Source organism: Streptomyces sp. NPDC051243 (genome assembly GCF_044455405.1).
GTDB lineage: Bacteria > Actinomycetota > Actinomycetes > Streptomycetales > Streptomycetaceae > Streptomyces.
In genome coordinates, this window is record NZ_JBITES010000002.1 from 222,078 (window position 1) to 239,780 (window position 17,703).

General features: G+C 69.7%; 18 protein-coding genes and 1 pseudogene. 8 read left to right on the forward strand and 11 right to left on the reverse strand.

Annotated elements, in window-relative coordinates; translation table 11 throughout:
• Positions 1-400: 400 nt before the first annotated feature.
• Positions 401-1,408: a hypothetical protein gene (locus ACIBAG_RS04895; protein WP_399101020.1), complete on the forward strand. Its 1,008-nt coding sequence runs from the start codon at positions 401-403 to the stop codon at positions 1,406-1,408.
• A 146-nt stretch (positions 1,409-1,554) separates the two neighbouring features.
• Positions 1,555-2,187 (forward strand): HAD family hydrolase, encoded by a 633-nt coding sequence (locus ACIBAG_RS04900; RefSeq protein WP_399101022.1) that lies wholly within the window; start codon positions 1,555-1,557, stop codon positions 2,185-2,187.
• On the opposite strand, the gene ACIBAG_RS04905 is transcribed toward ACIBAG_RS04900, so the two are convergent.
• Positions 2,163-2,414: a hypothetical protein gene (locus ACIBAG_RS04905; protein ID WP_031478858.1), complete on the reverse strand. Its 252-nt coding sequence runs from the start codon at positions 2,412-2,414 to the stop codon at positions 2,163-2,165. The two genes, ACIBAG_RS04900 and ACIBAG_RS04905, sit on opposite strands and share 25 nt — an antisense overlap.
• Positions 2,415-2,579: 165 nt before the next feature.
• On the opposite strand from ACIBAG_RS04905, the gene ACIBAG_RS04910 reads away from it, so the two are divergent.
• Positions 2,580-2,963: a cold-shock protein gene (locus ACIBAG_RS04910; protein WP_399101025.1), complete on the forward strand. Its 384-nt coding sequence runs from the start codon at positions 2,580-2,582 to the stop codon at positions 2,961-2,963.
• A 7-nt stretch (positions 2,964-2,970) separates the two neighbouring features.
• Here ACIBAG_RS04910 and ACIBAG_RS04915 read toward each other — a convergent pair whose 3' ends face one another.
• Genes ACIBAG_RS04915 through ACIBAG_RS04930 form a run of 4 tightly spaced genes read right to left on the reverse strand, consistent with a single transcriptional unit; the run spans position 2,971 to position 6,534 of the window.
• Positions 2,971-3,822, reverse strand: coding sequence for a 1,4-dihydroxy-6-naphthoate synthase (locus ACIBAG_RS04915; protein ID WP_399101028.1), 852 nt, complete (start codon positions 3,820-3,822; stop codon positions 2,971-2,973).
• Positions 3,809-4,549 carry a futalosine hydrolase gene (locus ACIBAG_RS04920; protein WP_399101030.1) on the reverse strand — a complete coding sequence of 247 codons (741 nt, stop codon included), beginning with the start codon at positions 4,547-4,549 and terminating at the stop codon, positions 3,809-3,811. The genes ACIBAG_RS04915 and ACIBAG_RS04920 overlap by 14 nt, the downstream gene beginning before the upstream one ends.
• 26 nt (positions 4,550-4,575) lie before the next feature.
• Positions 4,576-5,046, reverse strand: a complete 471-nt coding sequence (locus ACIBAG_RS04925) for a DUF2771 domain-containing protein (RefSeq protein ID WP_399101032.1) — start codon at positions 5,044-5,046, stop codon at positions 4,576-4,578.
• Positions 5,047-5,106: 60 nt separating this feature from the next.
• Complete coding sequence (locus tag ACIBAG_RS04930) at positions 5,107-6,534, reverse strand: MFS transporter (protein WP_399101034.1); 1,428 nt, start codon at positions 6,532-6,534, stop codon at positions 5,107-5,109.
• 378 nt (positions 6,535-6,912) lie between these two features.
• On the opposite strand from ACIBAG_RS04930, the gene ACIBAG_RS04935 reads away from it, so the two are divergent.
• Entirely contained in the window at positions 6,913-7,839 is a 927-nt protein-coding gene (locus tag ACIBAG_RS04935; protein ID WP_399101036.1) for a DUF3027 domain-containing protein, read from the forward strand.
• A 43-nt stretch (positions 7,840-7,882) separates the two neighbouring features.
• Here ACIBAG_RS04935 and ACIBAG_RS04940 read toward each other — a convergent pair.
• The 4 genes and pseudogenes from ACIBAG_RS04940 to ACIBAG_RS04955 all read right to left on the reverse strand — a co-directional run bounded on the left by ACIBAG_RS04940 (position 7,883) and on the right by ACIBAG_RS04955 (position 10,581).
• A pseudogene (locus ACIBAG_RS04940) lies at positions 7,883-8,317 on the reverse strand (Uma2 family endonuclease).
• A gap of 37 nt (positions 8,318-8,354) precedes the next feature.
• A complete protein-coding gene (locus ACIBAG_RS04945) occupies positions 8,355-8,984 on the reverse strand; it encodes a Uma2 family endonuclease (protein WP_399101038.1) in 630 nt (209 codons plus the stop codon).
• Between the two features lie 52 nt (positions 8,985-9,036).
• A complete protein-coding gene (locus tag ACIBAG_RS04950; protein ID WP_399101940.1) occupies positions 9,037-9,888 on the reverse strand; it encodes a helix-turn-helix domain-containing protein in 852 nt (283 codons plus the stop codon).
• Positions 9,889-10,155: 267 nt separating this feature from the next.
• Positions 10,156-10,581 carry an ATP-binding protein gene (locus tag ACIBAG_RS04955; protein ID WP_399101040.1) on the reverse strand — a complete coding sequence of 142 codons (426 nt, stop codon included), beginning with the start codon at positions 10,579-10,581 and terminating at the stop codon, positions 10,156-10,158.
• A 155-nt stretch (positions 10,582-10,736) separates the two neighbouring features.
• On the opposite strand from ACIBAG_RS04955, the gene ACIBAG_RS04960 reads away from it, so the two are divergent.
• From ACIBAG_RS04960 to ACIBAG_RS04975, 4 genes are all read left to right on the forward strand, one after another.
• A complete protein-coding gene (locus tag ACIBAG_RS04960) occupies positions 10,737-11,612 on the forward strand; it encodes a helix-turn-helix domain-containing protein (RefSeq protein ID WP_399101042.1) in 876 nt (291 codons plus the stop codon).
• Positions 11,609-11,830, forward strand: a complete 222-nt coding sequence (locus ACIBAG_RS04965; protein WP_399101044.1) for a DUF397 domain-containing protein — start codon at positions 11,609-11,611, stop codon at positions 11,828-11,830. Before ACIBAG_RS04960 ends, ACIBAG_RS04965 begins: the two co-directional genes overlap by 4 nt.
• Positions 11,831-12,677: 847 nt before the next feature.
• A complete protein-coding gene (locus tag ACIBAG_RS04970) occupies positions 12,678-13,139 on the forward strand; it encodes a GNAT family N-acetyltransferase (protein ID WP_399101046.1) in 462 nt (153 codons plus the stop codon).
• A gap of 527 nt (positions 13,140-13,666) precedes the next feature.
• Complete coding sequence (locus tag ACIBAG_RS04975; RefSeq protein WP_399101050.1) at positions 13,667-14,398, forward strand: hypothetical protein; 732 nt, start codon at positions 13,667-13,669, stop codon at positions 14,396-14,398.
• 408 nt (positions 14,399-14,806) lie between these two features.
• Here the strand turns inward: ACIBAG_RS04975 and ACIBAG_RS04980 are convergent, their stop codons facing one another.
• Entirely contained in the window at positions 14,807-15,463 is a 657-nt protein-coding gene (locus ACIBAG_RS04980) for a contact-dependent growth inhibition system immunity protein (protein WP_399101052.1), read from the reverse strand.
• A 21-nt stretch (positions 15,464-15,484) separates the two neighbouring features.
• Positions 15,485-17,611 (reverse strand): RNase A-like domain-containing protein, encoded by a 2,127-nt coding sequence (locus ACIBAG_RS04985; RefSeq protein WP_399101054.1) that lies wholly within the window; start codon positions 17,609-17,611, stop codon positions 15,485-15,487.
• Between the last annotated feature and the right edge of the window lie 92 nt (positions 17,612-17,703).

The following is a 17,703-nucleotide window of genomic DNA, read 5'->3' on the forward strand; positions in this document are numbered from 1 at the left end:
CGCCGACATGGCCGGTCGTGTCCGCCGCTATGGCCGCCTCGCGCGGCGATATGGCCGGTCGTGTCCGCCGCAATGACTGCCTCACCCGCCCGCCGACATGACCCGTCCCGTCCGCCGCAATGACTGCCTCACCCGCCCGCCGACATGACCCGTCCCGTCCGCCGCAATGACTGCCCCACCCGCCCGCCGACATGACCCGTCCCACCCGCCGCTATGACCGCCCGACCCGCCGACATGACCCGTCCCACCCGCCGCTATGACCGCCCGACCCGCCGACATGACCCGTCCCACCCGCCGCAATGACCGCCCCCACCCCCCGATATGACCCGTCCCGTCCACCCTGTCCTGCGCTAACGTCGTCCCACGGGGTATCCAACGCACCCACCCCGGAGGGGACTTCGTGGGGATCGAGAGCGACCAGGTCGTCTACGAGTATCTGAGCCGCGTCGGCGACGTGGCCCAGCAGCGGCAGCTGCCGTCGGCCACCCGCATGCGGCTGGTGTCCGAGCTGCGCGGCGAGATCGACCGGCGCCGAGCCAAGGCCCCGGTCGACAGCCCCGCCGCCGTCCGCCGCATCATCGCCCGCCTCGGCACCCCGGACGAGGTCGTCGCGGCCGCCGGGGGCAAGGCCGCCCCCGCACCACAGGCACCGGTCGCCTCCGTCCCCGTACAGCCGGAGAAACGCGACGCCGAGAACGCCGGGGAACGCCCCAAGGGCCTGCGCCGCATCGTCCCCCGCCCCCGCCCCGCCGAGCCCCCGGCAACGCCCGACGACGCCCCACCGCCGCCCCACCTCGCCGGCATCTCGGACCTCGGCGGCAGCGCGACCCAGCCCGACTGGTGGCGGGTCGACAGCAGCCCGTTCGGCCCCGGCGAGGACGTCCCGGGATTCGTCGGCGGCGTGGAGATCCCGGAGATGCTCAGGCGACCGCCCGCCAAGGACGAGACGTCGTTGCGGAAGAAGGAGCCCGCAGAGGAACCGGAGACGCCCGCCGTCGAGAAGGCCGAGGACCCGGAACCTCCGGCGAAGACCCGTCGCCGTCTCATCCCGCGCCCGACCCTCCCCACCGGCCGCTGGAGCAACCCCCTCCTCCTGCTCGCCGCCGCCCTCCTGGTCGCCGGCGCCATCCTCGGCAACCTCATCGCCCTCCTCCTCGGCTGGCTCATCGCCTGGGCCTCCCGGAAGCTCAGTGACGCCGAGACGAAGTGGGCGGTCGTGATCATCCCCGCTTTCTCCCTCACGGCGGGCGTGACCTGGCTGTGGGGCCGCACGAACGGCCGCTGGGGCGACCCGATCGCCGAGGGCCAGATGAACGCGGCGATCGCCGACACCTGGCCGTGGGTGCTGAGGGGCGCGGCGGTGGCATCGGCGCTGTTCATCGTCTGGCGCTCACAGAAACGCACCTAGGAGCGTGGGGCCGCATCGACCTGCGGCTCGGCCGCGTGGGCGCGACAAACCGCACATCACCCGCGGTCGCCGCACGACGAACCGGACCGAGCCACCAGGCGCACATCACACCCACCCGGCGTCTGCCCTTCCGCCCCCTGGGCACAATGGCCCATATGGCCCCTTCGCTGACCGTCGGCTTCGACCTCGACATGACCCTCATCGACTCCCGCCCCGGCATCCACGCCTGCTACCAGGCGCTGTCCGAGCGCACGGGAACGTACATCGACGCCGACCTGGCGATCACCCGCCTCGGGCCGCCGCTGGAAGAGGAACTGATCAACTGGTTCCCGGCGGAGCAGATCGCGACCATCGCCGACCTGTACCGCGAGATGTACCCGTCGATAGCCATCACGGCGACGCCCGCACTCCCCGGCGCCGCCGAAGCCGTCGCCGCCGTACGCGCCGCAGGCTGTCGTGCGATCGTCGTCACCGCCAAGTACGAGCCGAACGCCAAGCTGCACCTGGAGCACCTCGGCATCCAGCCCGACGCGGTCATCGGCAACCTGTGGGCCGAGCAGAAGGCGGCGGCCCTGCGGGAGCACGACGCGGCCGTCTACGTCGGCGACCACGAGGGCGACGTGCGCGCGGCCCGCGCGGCCGGCACGCTCTCGGTCACCGTGGCCACCGGGCCGTTCAGCGCCGAGCAACTGGGCGCACTCGGCGCGGACGTGGTCCTCACGGACCTGACCGGGTTCCCGGGCTGGCTGACCGGCTACCTCGAGGCGCCCCGCGCCTGACGCCGCCCGGCCGCGATCGACTGGAACACGCCGACACCGGCGACGAGGAATCCGACGCCCATCAGCATGCTCAGTCCGAACATGTACGTCGGAAATGGCGTCGTGCCCAGCAGGAACGGGGCCACCGTGACCAGAGTGGCCACGGCACCGATGAAGAACACGACCGCACCGGCACGGATCAGTCGGTCACCGGGAGCGGCGGAATTCGTTTGGGTTTTGTCGCGCACCGGACCAGGGTAGTTCCCTGCGCGAGGGAACAACCGGGCGACGTCTTGTCACCCGCCCGGGGACCATTAGCCTTGGTACCGGCGGGTCATGGTCGACCCGCTGTAGTGCTATCAAGAGCCGTTTTCCGAAGCAGTTTTCCGACGAGTACGAGGACGAGGACAGACGTGCCTACCGGCAAGGTCAAGTGGTTCAACAGCGAGAAGGGCTTCGGCTTTCTCTCCCGCGACGACGGCGGTGACGTCTTCGTCCATTCCTCGGTCCTCCCCGCCGGAGTAGACACACTCAAGCCGGGACAGCGAGTGGAGTTCGGGGTGGTCGCCGGTCAGCGTGGTGACCAGGCGCTTTCGGTCACCATTCTCGACCCGACCCCGTCCGTCGCGGCCGCCCAGCGCAAGAAACCGGACGAGCTGGCGTCGATCGTGCAGGACCTGACGACCCTCCTCGAGAACATCACGCCGATGCTCGAGAAGGGCCGCTACCCCGACAAGGCCTCCGGCAAGAAGATCGCCGGCCTGCTGCGGGCGGTCGCCGACCAGTTGGACGTATAGCCGCCGACTACGGGAAATCCAGCGCATCCGGGCCGAGGGGCGGCACCAGCCCCTCGGCCGCCGCGCGTGTCAGCAGCCCCCGGACCGCCGCATAGCCGTCCACGCCGAGGTCGTGCGTGAACTCGTTGACGTACAGCCCGATGTGCTGGTCGGCGACGGCCGGGTCCATCTCCTGGGCGTGGTCCATGACGTACGGGCGGGAGGCCTCGGGGTCGTCCCAGGCGGCGCGCACCGAGGTGCGGATCGCGTCGGCGAGCCGTGTCAGCGCCGCCGTGCCCAGTGACCTCTTGGCGATGATCGCGCCCAGCGGGATCGGCAGCCCGGTGGTGTTCTCCCAGTGCTCGCCCATGTCCGCGAGCTTGTGCAGCCCGTAGTTCTGGTACGTGAAACGCGCCTCGTGGATGACGAGCCCCGCGTCGACCTTCCCGTCCCGCACGGCGGGCATGATCTCGTGGAACGGCAGCACCACGATCTCGCCTACACCAGCGGGGAGGGTGTCGGCGGCCCAGAGGCGGAACAGCAGATACGCCGTCGACTTCTCGCTCGGCACCGCGACCGTGCGGCCCGTGAGGTCGAGCCCCGCTTCCCGGGTCAGCACCAGCGGACCGCAGCCCCGGCCCAGCGCGCCCCCGCAGGGCAGCAGGGCGTACTCGCCGAGGACGTACGGCAGCACGGCGTACGACACCTTCAGTACGTCGAACTCGCCGCGCTCGGCCATGCCGTTGGTGATGTCGATGTCGGCGAAGGTGACGTCGAGCTCGGGGGCGCCGGGGACGCGGCCGTGGGCGAGGGCTTCGAAGACGAAGGTGTCGTTCGGGCAGGGGGAGTACGCGATCCGCAACGGCTCACCGGTGGTCATGTGGGTTCCAACTCTCCAGGAGGGGTGGGAGCTTCCCGAAGGCCTCCGTCAGGGCGGCCAGCGCGTCGCCGATGCGCCAGGCGGCGCGGTCGCGTGGGCCGACGGGGTTGGAGACGGCGCGCAGCTCCAGCACCGGCGTGCGGTGGGCCGCGGCGGCCTCGGCGACGCCGAAGCCCTCCATGGCCTCGGCGAGCGCGGTGGGGTGGCGCTCACGCAGCCGCGCGGCACGGACCGCGGTGCCGGTCACGGTGGAGACGGTCAGGACGGCGCCGGGGCGTGCGCCGGTCGCGGTCGCGACCTCTCGTACGAGTGCTTCCGGCGGACGGTGGGTGACGGCACCGAAGCCCAGCTCGGTGACCGGCAGAAAGCCGTCGGGGGTCTCCGCGCCCAGATCGGCGGCCGTGATCTCGTCGGCGACGACGAGGGAGCCGACAGGGGCATGGGGGGCGAAGCCGCCCGCGATGCCGGCCGAGACGACCAGGCCGTAGGGGGCGCCGTCGAGCGCGGCCGTGGTGAGGGCGGTGGCCGTGGAGGCGGCGGCGAGGGCGGGGCCCACACCGACCGCGAGCAGGTCGACCGCCACCGCTGTGGGCAGTCGTTCCGCAGGACGACAGCCCGCGGCGCCGGGCACCGGCTGGACGGACCTCGAGGACAGCCGACCTTCGTCAGCGGCCCCAGCAAGCGCACGCGCCACCGCGTCCCGCTCGGCGGGAACCGCGGTGGCCACGAGCACGCGAAGCCCGGCGGCAGCGATCAGCTGTCCTTCTCCAGCTTGAAGGACCACAGGCCCGTCACGTCCCGCTCGCCCTCCTTGATCGACACCAGCGTCGAGTCGCCGCTGGCGCCGTACTGGGCGTTGAAGAACACGCTGCCCGGGACCGTGCGGTACGTCTTGGTGCTGGAGTCGGTGAGCGGCTGGCCGTTCATGAGGATGGTCCAGCCCTCGTCCGCGATCTCCGGGTCGACACCGAAGCGCACGGTCTCGTCGGGGTCGACCTTGATGGACTCGATGCCCTTGTCCTTCAGGCACTTCGTCAGGTCCTCGGTCTTGAGGGCCTCGCCCTCGCCACCGCAGGTCGCCTCCGAGTGGACGGAGGACGTGCCGACGGTGAGGGTGGCCAGCGGCGTCGGCTTGTCGCAGGCCGACAGCACGAGCAGTCCGGCGGAAACGGCGCCGGCGGCGGCGAGCGCGCGGCGGCGTCGCACAACGGATTGCATGGTCATGGGCGAAGGCTATCGGGCCTGGATGACCCGCTCTCTATGTGGGGGGCGGCGTGCCGTACGTCACGCCACCCGTGGCCGGGTGTGCCCACCGTGCCGGGCCGAGCTGATCAGGCCCTTGACGGTGGTCAGCCAGCCGGTGGCGACGATCGCCGAGCCGACCAGCAGGCCGAACGAGCCCTGCAGCGGCAGCACGATGCCGATCGCGCCGCCGAGCACCCAGGACATCTGCAGCAGCGTCTCGGAACGCGCGAACGCCGACGTACGGACCAGCTCCGGCACGTCCCGCTGGATCAGCGCGTCCAGCGACAGCTTGGCCAGCGCCTGCGCGAACCCGGCGACCGCCGCCAGGAACGCCACGAGCACCGCGCCGAAGAAGACGGCGGCCGTGATCGCCACGGCCAGCACGAACCCCACGACGGTCACGATGATGATCTCCGGCGCCCGGGACCGCAGCCACGCCCCCACCGCCGTTCCGCACGCGTTCCCGACCCCGGCCGCGACGGCCACGATGCCCAGGGACACGGCGGCGCTCTGGCCGGACATCGGGTGCTCGCGCAGCAGGAACGCGAGGAAGAAGATCAGGAAGCCGGAGAGACAGCGCAGGGCGGCGTTCGCGCCGAGGGCGTGGGTGACCGCGATGCCGACCGTACGCAGCCCGGGCCGCTTGACCGGCTTGCGGTGCGGCCCGTGCAGGTGCTGCTCGTCGGCCGCGAGCAGCGCGGTGTCCTCGCCCTTGGCCGAGTCGACCTTGTGCGGCAGGGAGAACGACAGGAACGTACCGGCGATGAAGATCACGAAGGCGCCGTAGAGCGGCCAGCGCGGCCCGATCGCCTGCAGCCCCGCGCCCACGGGGGCGGCGATGCCGGTGGCGAGCAGCCCGCCGAGGGTGACCCGGGAATTGGCCTTCACGAGGGAGAAGCGGGGTGGGAGCAGCCGGGGCACGACAGCGCTTCTGACGACCCCGTACGCCTTCGAGGCGACCAGCACCCCGAGCGCGGCCGGATAGAGCTGCAGGTCGCCGCTGACGACGGCGCTGGACAGGACCAGGGCGAGCAGCGCCCGCGCCAGCATCGCGCCGGCCATCGCGGCGCGGCGGCCGTGCGGGAGGCGGTCGAGGAGGGGGCCGATCACGGGCGCGAGGAGCGTGAACGGCGCCATGGTGATGCCGAGGTAGAGCGCGACGCGCCCACGGGCCTCGTCGGTGGGGACGGAGAAGAACACGGTGGAGGCGAGGGCGACGGTGATCATCATGTCCCCGGCGCCGTTCACCCCGTGGAGCTCGATCAGCTTGCCGAGGCCGGACTCGCCGGCGCCCTGCGCGTGGGTGGCCTTGCGGATGCCCCGGGCGGGGCCGGTGAGCGGGAAGTGCAGGGCACGGCCGACCGCGCGGAGGGAGCCGCCCATCCGGCCCGTTCCGCCACCTCGACTCCGGCCGCCCTTGGCACCACCGACACCGGTGGCACCTTGCGGCGGCCTCGCGGTTGCCACGACGCAATAGTGCCCCGAGATGGGGGCGGGTAGTGCGGTTACGGCGCGTATGGGGGGAAAGCCATGGCCAGGCCTGAGGCTGCGGAAGGGCGATTCCCAGGCCGCCGGAGGGCAACTCTCAGGTCTGCCGCACCGATTCCGCGACGCCGGTTGTGACGGCCGGTTGTTGCGAAAGAGCCGTCGGTAGGACCGTCGGTGTAGGCCCAGCGCTCGCGAACAGGTAGCGTGCGTATCTCAGCCATCCCGCACAATGGATGACGTAGGTGCGCCCGAGCGCGATTCGGACGCGGACGTCGACGCGGCCCACAGGTCCGCTCCGTCCGTTCCACCGCCCAAGGCGCCGCACCCGAGAGACGGCGTAGGAGAGAAGCGATACCCGTGAGCGCAGCGACAACGCGAAGCCGCACCCCCGACCGTCTGTGCGCCGAGGCCGTCGACCTCGCCCGCAGTGCCGCCGAGGAGGCCGCCGCGCCCGGCGTCGTGGGCGAGCACGCGGGTCTGGTATCCGAGGGCGACCGCGTTGTCACGCACTTCTTCGAGTGCAAGGAGCTCGGGTACCGCGGCTGGCGCTGGGCGGTGACGGTGGCCCGCGCGTCCCGCGCGAAGGTCGTCACCCTCGACGAGGTCGTGCTGCTGCCGGGTCCTGACGCGCTGCTGGCGCCGGAGTGGGTGCCGTGGAGCGAGCGCCTGCGCCCCGGCGACATGGGTCCGGGCGATCTGCTCCCCACGGACGCCGAGGATCTCCGCCTCGAACCCGGCTACACCGGCGAGGACGAGCCGGCGCCGAACGCGCCCGTCTCCCACGAGATGGCGGAGCTGGTGGAGGCGGAGGACGCCGAGGTCACGGCGGGCACCCCCGCGAACCTGCCGGCCGTCCCCTCCCGGGGCTCGATCGCGGCGGTGGCCGAGGAACTCGGCATGCGCCGCGCCCGCGTCCTGTCCCGCTACGGCCTGCACGTCGCCGCGGATCGCTGGGAGGAGGCGTACGGCGCCAAGACCCCCATGGCCCAGGCGGCCCCCGCCTCCTGCGTCACCTGCGGCTTCCTGGCCCCCATCGGCGGCTCCCTGGGCCAGGCCTTCGGCGTCTGCGCGAACGAGTTCTCCCCGGCGGACGGCCGGGTGGTCTCCCTGACGTACGGCTGCGGAGGCCACTCCGAGGCGGCGGTCATGCCGAAGCCGCCGCGTCCGGCTCCGCCGGTGATCGACGAGACGCGGGTGGATCCGTTCCCGTTGCGGCCGGCGGCGGATTCGGGGTCGGTGCCCGTGGCTTCGGACGGGGAGTCGGAGGACCTGGGGCACTCGTAGTACGCGGTGACGAGTCGGCGACGGCTTCTCTTGCCGGCCCGGGTCAGGGCACGAGGCTCTTGAGGTCGATGTCGATCGAGAAGGGGACGACGACCTTCAGACGGTCACGGTGAATTCCGGTAGCCACGTACATGCCGGTCATGGTGTCGAGTTCGTAGGTGTGGACGGTGGGGACGCCGACCTCGTCCTCGATGCGCCAGAAATGAGGGATCCTGGCCTGTGCGTACTTGAAGGGCTTCAGGGACCGGTCGCGGTCCGCCGACTCCTCGCCGGACGGTCATCTCGCGCTCGGTCTCGAATCCCTCGGGGGCCGATTGCCGAAGCGCGAAGGTCAGGTTGCCCACCAGCCGGGAGTTCCAGGACCGCTGCGGCGAATTCCTGAAGATCAGGGCTTCCTCGATGAGTTCGGTGTGCCGTGGTGCCTGGGGGAGGTGACGAGGTCGTCCGCTTCCCAGCCGCTGGGCCTGGGCGGGATCATCCAGTCGGGAAGTGCGGTGGTCACGGCTTGCTCGGGTTCAGCACGTCGGCTGCCCGCCGGTGTCGCCCGCGTCCTCGGCCTTGTACCGGGGGAGGTTGTCGGTTGAGATCGTCCAGTCCGCGATGGTGACGTCCTCGCCGTAGATGAAGTCCTTGCGGGTCGCGTAGCGGAGGCCTGCGGGGGTGGAGTGGATGTCGGTGAAGACGGCGCCGGTTCCGGTGCGGGGGTCGAAGACGGCGTATACGGGGATGCCGATCAGGGGGTAGTCGCGTACCTTGCTCACCCAGTCGTTGTCGGGGTTCGAGCGGGAGACGACCTCGATCGCGGCGATGAGCGTTCGGGGGTCGAAGGACCCTGGGACGTACATGTCTGCCATGGCGATGACCATCACGTCGGGACGGCGCATGATGCCTTCGGACGCGTCCTCGACGTCGGGTTCGCCCGTGTGGGCCACGTTCTCGTCCGGCATCACCTTTTCGAGGCGCTTCCGAAGGTGCAGGGTGGTCAGCTCGTGCGGACCGACGGGCGCCATCATGTCGTGGACGATTCCTTCTTTGGTGACTTCGAATTTGCCGGGCAGGGTGTCGTCCATGGACTGAACGAAGTCCCGCATGGCCCGATACCGGTGGGAGGCGCCCTGTCGCGCGTTGTCCGGGGCGATGGTCATGGCGCTCGCTCCTCGTGGTCTGTGCCCAGGGGCAAGGATCGTCGCTTTCATGCTAGGCGGCCTCCAGGAGGTTGGTTCGGCAGTCGCGGCCGGGTCCGGCTGCGCGGAAGGCTCGGTCGCAGCCGTCACAGGTCTGGAAGGGGTGGTGGACGGTCGGCGGTGGTGCCGGGGCGCAGAACGGCGGCGGGAGCGGCAGCTGGGTGGTGAGGCGGTGCGCCAGGAGGGCTGCCGGACGGCATAGGGGTTCGGGTGGGAGGTCGGTGGTCAGGGCGTGGCGTACGGCGGTGGGGGTGACGTCCCGTTCCAGCCAGGCGGCGACGCCGGGGGCCAGGCGGGCCGTGTCGCGCTCGCTGAGCAGTAGGCGGGGGTCGTGGTGGCGGAGGCCGGCGAGGAGGTCGGTGGCCGCCTGGAGGAGGGTGGGGGCCGGGTAGGCGGGTCGCGGTACGGCGGGGAGGGGCTTGCGGGCTGCTGCCGGGGGTCGCTTCTTCCGGGCCGGGGCCGGGGGAGGGGCCGGGTGGTCCTGGGCGTGGCTGCGGCCGGGCTGGTTGCAGGAGATCGTGCGGGTGACGATTCGGCCGCTGGGGGCGCGCCCGCGCTCTCGGCGCAGGTAGCCGTGGGTCTCCAGCTCGCGCAACGCGGCGGCGATACGGGTCGTGCCCTCCGGGAAGCGGGCGGCGAGGGTCTTGATGCAGACCCGGGCGCCCTTGGGCAGCGACTGGATGTGGACGGCCAGGCCGATCGCGAGGAGGGACAGCTCCTGGTGCTGGGCGAGATGGTTGCCGATCACCGTGAAGCGGGTGGTGTGGCGGGTGTTGTCGTGGATGAGACCGCCGCCCGCGTGGGGGTGGTTTTTGCCCGCGGTACGGGACTGGGCGCGCGGGGGCGCGCTAGGGTTTTTGGGTATCCATCGGGAAGGTCCTAGCTTCCTGGGTGGTCAGGCCCTCGCACTGGGATTGCCGTCCCTGCGAGGGCCGTTGCATGTCTGCGGTTGTGTTGCGCTGAGCGTAAGGCAGACAACCCGCCCGAAATCCAACCGAGTTGGCGATATTCACCCACGCGGGTGACCGTGCGCGGTGGGAGGGAGGGGTGGGGTTCGGTGGGGGTTCTTTCGCCCTCGGTTCCTTTTCGGTTGACCGCCCGCGCCACCGGAGCACGGGTTCCCGGGTCCCGGTCAGAGGTCCACTTCGGCCCACACCGTCTTGCGCGGCGGCAGTCCCGGCGCGACGCCCCAGCGGTTGGCCAGGGCATCGACGATGGTGAGGCCCCGGCCTGACTCCGCGTCGGGGGCGGGCGGTTCGGCGGTGTGCGGTAGACGGTCGGCTCGGGTGTCCGTGACCTCGATACGGACGGTCGTGCCGACGACGTGGACCAGGAGCAGGAAGTCCCGCCCGGGGACCCGGCCGTGCGTGACCGCGTTGGCCGCCAACTCGGCCACGATGTGCGCCGCCGGTTCCAACGGCAGGCCCCAGCTGCGCAGTTGTTCGGTGGTGAGCAGGCGGGCGAGGCGGGCGGCGCGAGGGGTGGGGGACAGTTGCACGCTGAAGTTGCGGATCGGGTTGTCGAGTTGGGCGGTGGGGGCGGCGGTTTCTTGATTCACATCACTCAGCGTGGCCGGGCGTGCTTACTGTGAACAGTGACTCAGCGGGTGCGTCAGGTGACTGTCCGGTGATTGTCGGGTCGTGTCCAGGCTGTCGGGACGGGCCTGCGGGTAGGGCGCTGCTGCACCACGGCGGTACTACGGAGGGGTACGGGATGTCGGTCGAGGCGGACGCGGGACGGCTCAAGACGGAGGCGGACGAGCCGGGTTGGGAGGTGGATCCGGACGACGAGTGGGGCGTCGCCGTCATCGCGACCGTCGGACGGCAACTGAAGCTGCGGCGGGAGGCGGTCGGGATGCGGGCCGGCGAGTTCGGGAAGGCCGTCGGCTACGGGGAGGACCTGGTCTACAAGATCGAGGGCGGGAAGCGGATTCCTCGGCAGGAGTACCTGGACAAGGCCGGCGAGGTGTTGGGGGCCGGTGGGCTCATCTCGGCGACGTGGGAGGACGTGAAGAAGGTCCGGTATCCGAAGAAGGTGCGGGAGCTGGGGAAGCTGGAGGGCAAGGCGGTCGAGATCGGTGTGTACGAGTGCAACAGCATCCACGGGCTGTTGCAGACGCCGGAGCATGCGCGGGCCTTGTTCGAGGCGTGGCAGCCGCCGTACTCGCCTGACGACGTAGAACGTATGGTGGCCGCTCGTTTGGCTCGGCAATCGGTCTTCGAACGGGATCCTGCACCGTCGGTCCATTTCGTCCTGGAAGAGGCACCGCTGCGCCGACAGGTTGGGGGCACAATGGTGTGGCGACAGCAGCTCGAACGCCTGTTGGTGGTAGGGCGCTTGAACAACGTGACACTTCAGGTCATGCCGACAAACACCGAGGCCCATCCAGGGCTGGATGGCAGGATCGAGTTGCTGAAGTTTCCGGACGGTACAGCGGTGGGGCGTGCCGACGGCCTGTTCAACGGTCGGCCCGTCGCCGATCCTAGGCAGCTCCGCATCCTGGAGCTGCAATATGGCACGCTCCGGGCGCAGGCTCTCCCACCGCGGGAGTCGCTGGCCTTCATCAAGCAACTGCTGGGAGAGACATGATCCGCAAGGCCCCCGCCGGGGACGCCTCCGAACTCACGTGGTTCAAGAGCAGCTACAGCAGCGGTACCAACGGCGAGTCCTGCGTCGAGATCGCGGTAGCGCCCCGCACGATCCACGTCCGCGACTCCAAGTACCGCGACACCAGCCCCCGCCTCGCCCTCACTCCCCGGGCCTGGGCCGACTTCCTGCCGTACGCGTCCCAGGGGCCCCGCGTCTGAGCAGAGACGGACAGCGGCGCGGTATACCAGCACGCTGACCTGCCGTGGTCGGGGTTGGCGGTAGCGTGGTCGGCGCTGTGGTCGGCGCTGTGGTCGGTATGGCCAGCCTCGCAGCCGCCACCGACCGCACCCCGCGCGGCGGCGGGCACGGCCCTTGCCTCCGTTCATCCAGGCCGGGCCGGACTCGCCATGCAACTGCGCCAGCGTCGTGGTCGCCACGGTGATCCGGTAACCCAAGCTGCGGACGTGCCGGGCGCGCTGGAGGAAGGCCGCTTCCCCGGCGGCGGCGGCCGCGCGGCGCCGGGCGGGGGCCTGCCGGTCTCCTGCCCGGCCGCACCCTGAAACCGTGTAGGTACCGGTACCCGCGACTCCCCCTGAAGCTGACTGCTGTAACGCACAAGGCCATTGGCCTCAGGAGGGGAACGAACATGACCGGCAGAACTTTGAGCCGCAGGACCGCGGCCGCCACCAAGACCAGTTGGTGGTAGGAGCCGGTGCGTTCCCTGGTCGTACACCTGACAGGTCTTCGCTCGGGTGTGCGACCGGGGTCTGGTCGCGGCGGGCAGGTTCGTCCGGGTGTGCACCCCCCCTGGACAACAGTGCCCTCAACAATGTGTACGTCGTGCCCACGCGCATGTGGGGGCGCGCAGGCAGGCGCCGGCCTTCGGAGGTGTCGCTCCCGCCCCGCACGACTCCGGGAGGAAAATCGGCAATCTGCGCCGCCCACAGCGCTAGCGATCCCAGCTCCAAGTGGTTCTACGACCGCAAGAGAGCCGAGGTCGCATACTTCTCCCGCACGACCGCAGGGTGCGAAGATCGAACGGCCCACACCTGACGGGGGATGTAGATGGACGTGCTGATCAGGCCTGCACGGGCGACGGAAGCCGGGATACTCACCGAATTGGCGCTGCGGTCCAAGGCGCACTGGGGCTATGGCGCCCAGTTCCTGGAAGCGTGTCGCGACGAGCTCACCGTTGCCGCGAACGAGGTCACACGCCGACGAGCCCTGGTGGCTGACCGGGACGGTCACATCGTGGGCTTCACAACTCTTCAAGGGGAGCCGCCTACAGGCGTCCTGGGCATGATGTTCGTCGATCCGCAGGCCATCGGCCAGGGGATCGGCCGCCTGCTGTTTGAACACACCATCGCCGCAGGACGGGACCTGGGGTTCACCCAGCTCACGATCGACGCGGACCCGAATGCCGAGCCTTTCTACCGCGCGATGGGCGCAGTCCGCATAGGAACCGTCCCCTCGGGCTCCATCGCCGGCAGAGTGCTGCCGCAGATGGTCGTCGCCATCCAGCGCTGAAACAGCACCGCTTGAAAACATCATTGGGAGGCCTCTGCCAGGGTCTCGGTGGGGCGAGGGGAACGGGCGGACCTTCGCGCCGTGGCGGTGCCAGAGCGGGGAGCCGGCGGCTCGGGGTAGGCGAGGGCGTGGTCGACGTCACGGTTGGTACTCATGGAGTCCTCCAATTGGAGGTAGAGGTCAGGCGTGGTCGGTCGTCCCGCCGCCCTTGGACGGGTCGGAGACGAACCGGGTCTCGCCGGGGTGTGCCGCGTTCCAGCGCTCCGCGCGGTTCCCTGCGCGGCAGGCGTCCCGATCGGTAAACCGCTGGTCAGACGGGTCGGGAGCGGCGTCCGCGGTACGACGATCCTGTGAGGCTGTGCGCGGCCGTCTCAATGGTGTTGAGGAAGAAATGAGGAACCTTGACCTTTCAAAGGAAGGCTTTGGCGGTCATTTGCCAAATGAATTGCACGGGCTGACCCCCTGAAAAGGAAGTGCAGGCGTTCGACCAGGTGAGGTACGTTCCTGCCTGTTCGAAGGGGGACCAAGTGGCGAAGCTGAACCAGATCATCGCTGTCGAAAAGGGCGTCAAGAGCAAGTCGCTCCAGGACATCACCGCGGCGCACCACAAGGTGCAGAAGCCCGCGCTGCTGGCCGGTATCTCGCGTACGTACCAGCCGAAGGACGAGGAGGGCGAGCAGCTGCCGCCGGAGTCCACGCGGGTGCAGGTGCAGGCGGAGGACGTGCTGCGGGAGATGTCCGCGTCGCTGACCCGGCTGTTCGACGTGACCGCCACGAAGGACTGGGCCAACTGCACGGCGCGCGCCGACGTCACGGTCGACGGGCGGACGGTCGTCGCCGACGTACCGGTCAGCTACCTCCTCTTCCTGGAGAAGCAGCTCACCGACCTGCACACCTTCGTCAAGAAGCTTCCCACGCTCGATGCCGCCGAGTCCTGGTCCCACGACCCGTCGACGGACTGGTGGAAGACGGACCCGGTCCGCACGATCCGTACGAAGAAGGTCCCGCGCAACCACGTCAAGGCGGAGGCGACCGACAAGCACCCGGCGCAGGTCGAGGTGTACTACGAGGACGTGCCCATCGGGTACTGGACGACCGTGAAGTTCTCCGGCGCCCTTCCGGCGCGGCGGGTCAACGAACTGGTGGAGCGGGTCGAGAAGCTCCAGCAGGCCGTGAAGTTCGCCCGCGAGGAGGCCAACGGCGCGGAGGTCACCGACCAGCGGGTCGGCGACGCGGTGTTCGGCTACCTGTTCGGCTGACGCCGGCCACGGGTAGCGATCCATGATCGCCCCCGCGTGCGAGCGCGGGGGTGCGCAACAGGCGCGGGCCGGGATTGAGGACCGGTTCGCGCGATGAGCGCAAGCTGACACTGAAGTTCAGCCTGAAGAAGCGGCGACTGCCCAACGGGGCAGAGACAGCCGCGATCAATCTCAGACTCTCGCTCCAGTCTCAGCATCGCCGCCGATCGCCGGATCGACCGAGGCCGGACGAACGCCGTCGGATGCGAGTTCGACTCTCGCCTGCAGCTCTCTCGTGCTGCGGTAGTTCAAAGGAAGAACACGACGGCATGATGACTGATCCGTCCTCTTAAACGCCGCCGGCGTGCGCAATTGGGTGGCATCCCCAGGGGCCCGGGAGCTGGATACGACTCCCGGGCTCCGCCACGTTTACGCCCCGGCGATCCTTTGGCGGATCAGCTCCAGCCACTGTCGGAGCGTCATGCCCTGCGGTGGCAGAAGGTCGAGCCCCAACTCCGTGGTGCCGGTGTGGAGTTCCTCATCGGAGGACACCATCGTCAGAAGCTCCGTGATCTCCTGTGCTGCCTGCGTTCGGTCTTCCAGGTCGACTTCGCTGACGTAGTCATCGATGGCATCCTCGGGAGAGGCATGGAACTCTGAGTAATTCCGGTGCAAGTAGCCGCCGAGGAACTGGCTCAGCTGGGGGAATCGCTCGTTCCATTCCCACGCGTTCTGCGGGTTCATCTGGGGAACCCGTGACGGGTCTTCCAGGAACCGGTTGAGGTGGTCCCTGGCGATGCGCAGGCAGTCTTCCACGTTCGTGCCCATCGGAGGACGGATGTGTGGCAGGTCCTCCACGTCGTCTGCGATCTCTTCGGAGAAGAGGCCGACGGAGAGCAGCTCGTCAATCTGCTGGACGGCCGTTTCGGCGCGTGCGGGGTCGCGGGCTGCAATTCTGAGATATGAGGACAGGCCGGGGCCCGGGGTTTCCGTGGTGTCAGTGAATGTGAAGCCGGTGTACGCATACGCCGTCAGCAGGTCGCTGAGCTCGTAGAACCGTGGCTCTGGCTGGAGTGGCAGACTCATCAGTTGCTCCAAGTGAGCGTGTCAGGGCTGAGGAAAGGAGGTGAGAACGCGGTATCCAGACGGTGCCGTCGGGTCAGCCTTGAGAATGACGCGAACTCCTCGCACCCATTGGGTGGGTTGCCCATGGGTGAAGTCGTAGCGAGTGAGGTGGAGTCCTGTGTTTTCGGTGAACTCTGCTTCCAGTCGCAATGTTCCTTTCCCGCCTCCGGCCAGCCAGGAGGATATCTTCCGTTGGTTCTGGCTGGTGGTGAGAGTCTTGTCCGTGAAGCGTTGTGCGGCATCGACGTCGACGTAGCGTGAGTCGGCTTCAAGCCTGGGGTTCTTACGTAGACGCCTGCGCATGCCGTCAATGGTCTTGTCGACGTGCCTGTCGATGGTATGAGCCTTGCTCTTGTCTCCCAGGTTCTTGCCCTCATCCCCGCGAACATCCGCCCGATGCTCCGGCTTTGTGCGCCCCTTGCGTTTGTTCCGCGGCCACGCGTTGTAGTCCCCGCCGGAGCCGTTCGAGGTGCCCAGCCCCATGAGGACAAGCCCGGCCGTGCCGAGGAGGCCGGCGTTGAGCACGGCCTCGGCGGTGAGCGCTCCGACCGCTCCGCCTCCGGCCAGTGCCAGCCCTCCGGGTGGGAACAGGGCGAGGAGGGAGAGCAGGATGAGGGCGAAGCCGAGGTAGACCAGGAAGGTGTTCAGGGCGTCGAGGAGATGGAGTGTGCGGATGGCCCTGCCGTCGGGGCCCGCGTCCCCGAGCCCGCGCCACAGAAGCAGTACGCCGGTGGTCGCCGACCCCAGCGCGGTTCCGAGGCGGAAGCGGTGGGCCGCCAGCAGTTCGCCCATCGGCTGTGCCGAGACCTGCCGCCAGCCGCGCAGCAGGACCGTGAGCTGGTAGGCGATCCAGGCCAGGGCGGCTATGCCGAAGCCCATGAGGATCTTCGGCCCCGAACCGGTGCTGAAGAACTCCTGGAGGCCGGCGGTGGAGGTGAACGAGCCGACGCCCAGGAACAGCAGCGCGGGGAGCATGAGCACGCACGGGATCAGCAGGAGCCACCGCTCGCGAGAGCGGCGGGTCGCTCGCCATGTCTTCAGCCAGGCGCGGATGTTCAGCGCCCGCCAGGCGTGCTGGTTGTCGGTCGCGTCCATGTGAGCGGTGATTCCGGCGACCACTCGACGCAGGTCCCCGATGTCGTCGGGCGGCGCCGACGCGGCGGCGTACAGCAAGGAGCGCCGCAGCCTGACGTAGCGCAGTGCGATCAACAGGCTCCAGGGCAGACGCCAGGCCGCGTAGCGCAGCAGGGCTCCCAGGCTGTCGCCGTCGGCGCGCTCGGACGCGAGTAGTACGTCGGCCATGGCGCGCTTGGCACCGTGGAGCCGGCGCAGGTCGACGGCCATGGCGATGGCCAGGCAGACCAGCGGCGCCGCCCACGCCGTCCCGTCCAGCCGCTCCAGCCACCGCGTGGGCCCGTCGGCGTGTTCCTGTACCGCGTAGTTGTTGACCGTGTGGTGGACGGCGGCAGCCAGGACCGGGGGCACCGACAACAGGCGTACCCAGCCGTGTGCGCGCCACAGCAGCCCGACCCCGAAGCCGGCCGTGGCCGTCCACACCAGGTGCGTGAACGTTTCCGTGACGGGAGGTCCGGCCATGGCCAGTTGGCTGAACGGCGCCGGAAGCCAGGACGTCAACGCCTGCCCCAGGCCGGGTACATACGGTGGGGACAGGCTGTCGGGGATGATCCAGCCCTCGCCGCGGACGATCGCCCGGTCCGCGTCCAGGCCGAACCGGAGGACGGCCTCCAGCAGTCCGAACCCGGCCCCCAGCGCAGCGCCCACCACCACGAAGTCGGTCAGCCCCCACTGCCGGCGGACCTTCAGGCTCAACCCCGCCAGCAGCAGCGGGGAGATCTTGAACAGTTCCTCCAGCCAGGGAGCCACCGTGTAGCTGGTGGTGTTCACGACCGTCACCAGCGACTGGCCGGACTGCTCCGCGTAGACGCGGGTGTAGGCGAGCTGGACCAATGCCGTTGCCACACCGCACCCGTACACCCCCACCGCGAGTGCCAGCAGCACGGTCGACAGGCGCACCGAACGCGTCGGCCAGGACATCGCGAACAGTTGCAGCACACCCCAGACGGCCGCCACCGCCATCGCCAACGTCACGCCAGGCCCCCCGATGCGCCGGAACAACAATCGATTCGCGATGGTGAACGCGATGCTATGCAGCCAACTGGCAGGGCGGCAAGGGAGTTTGG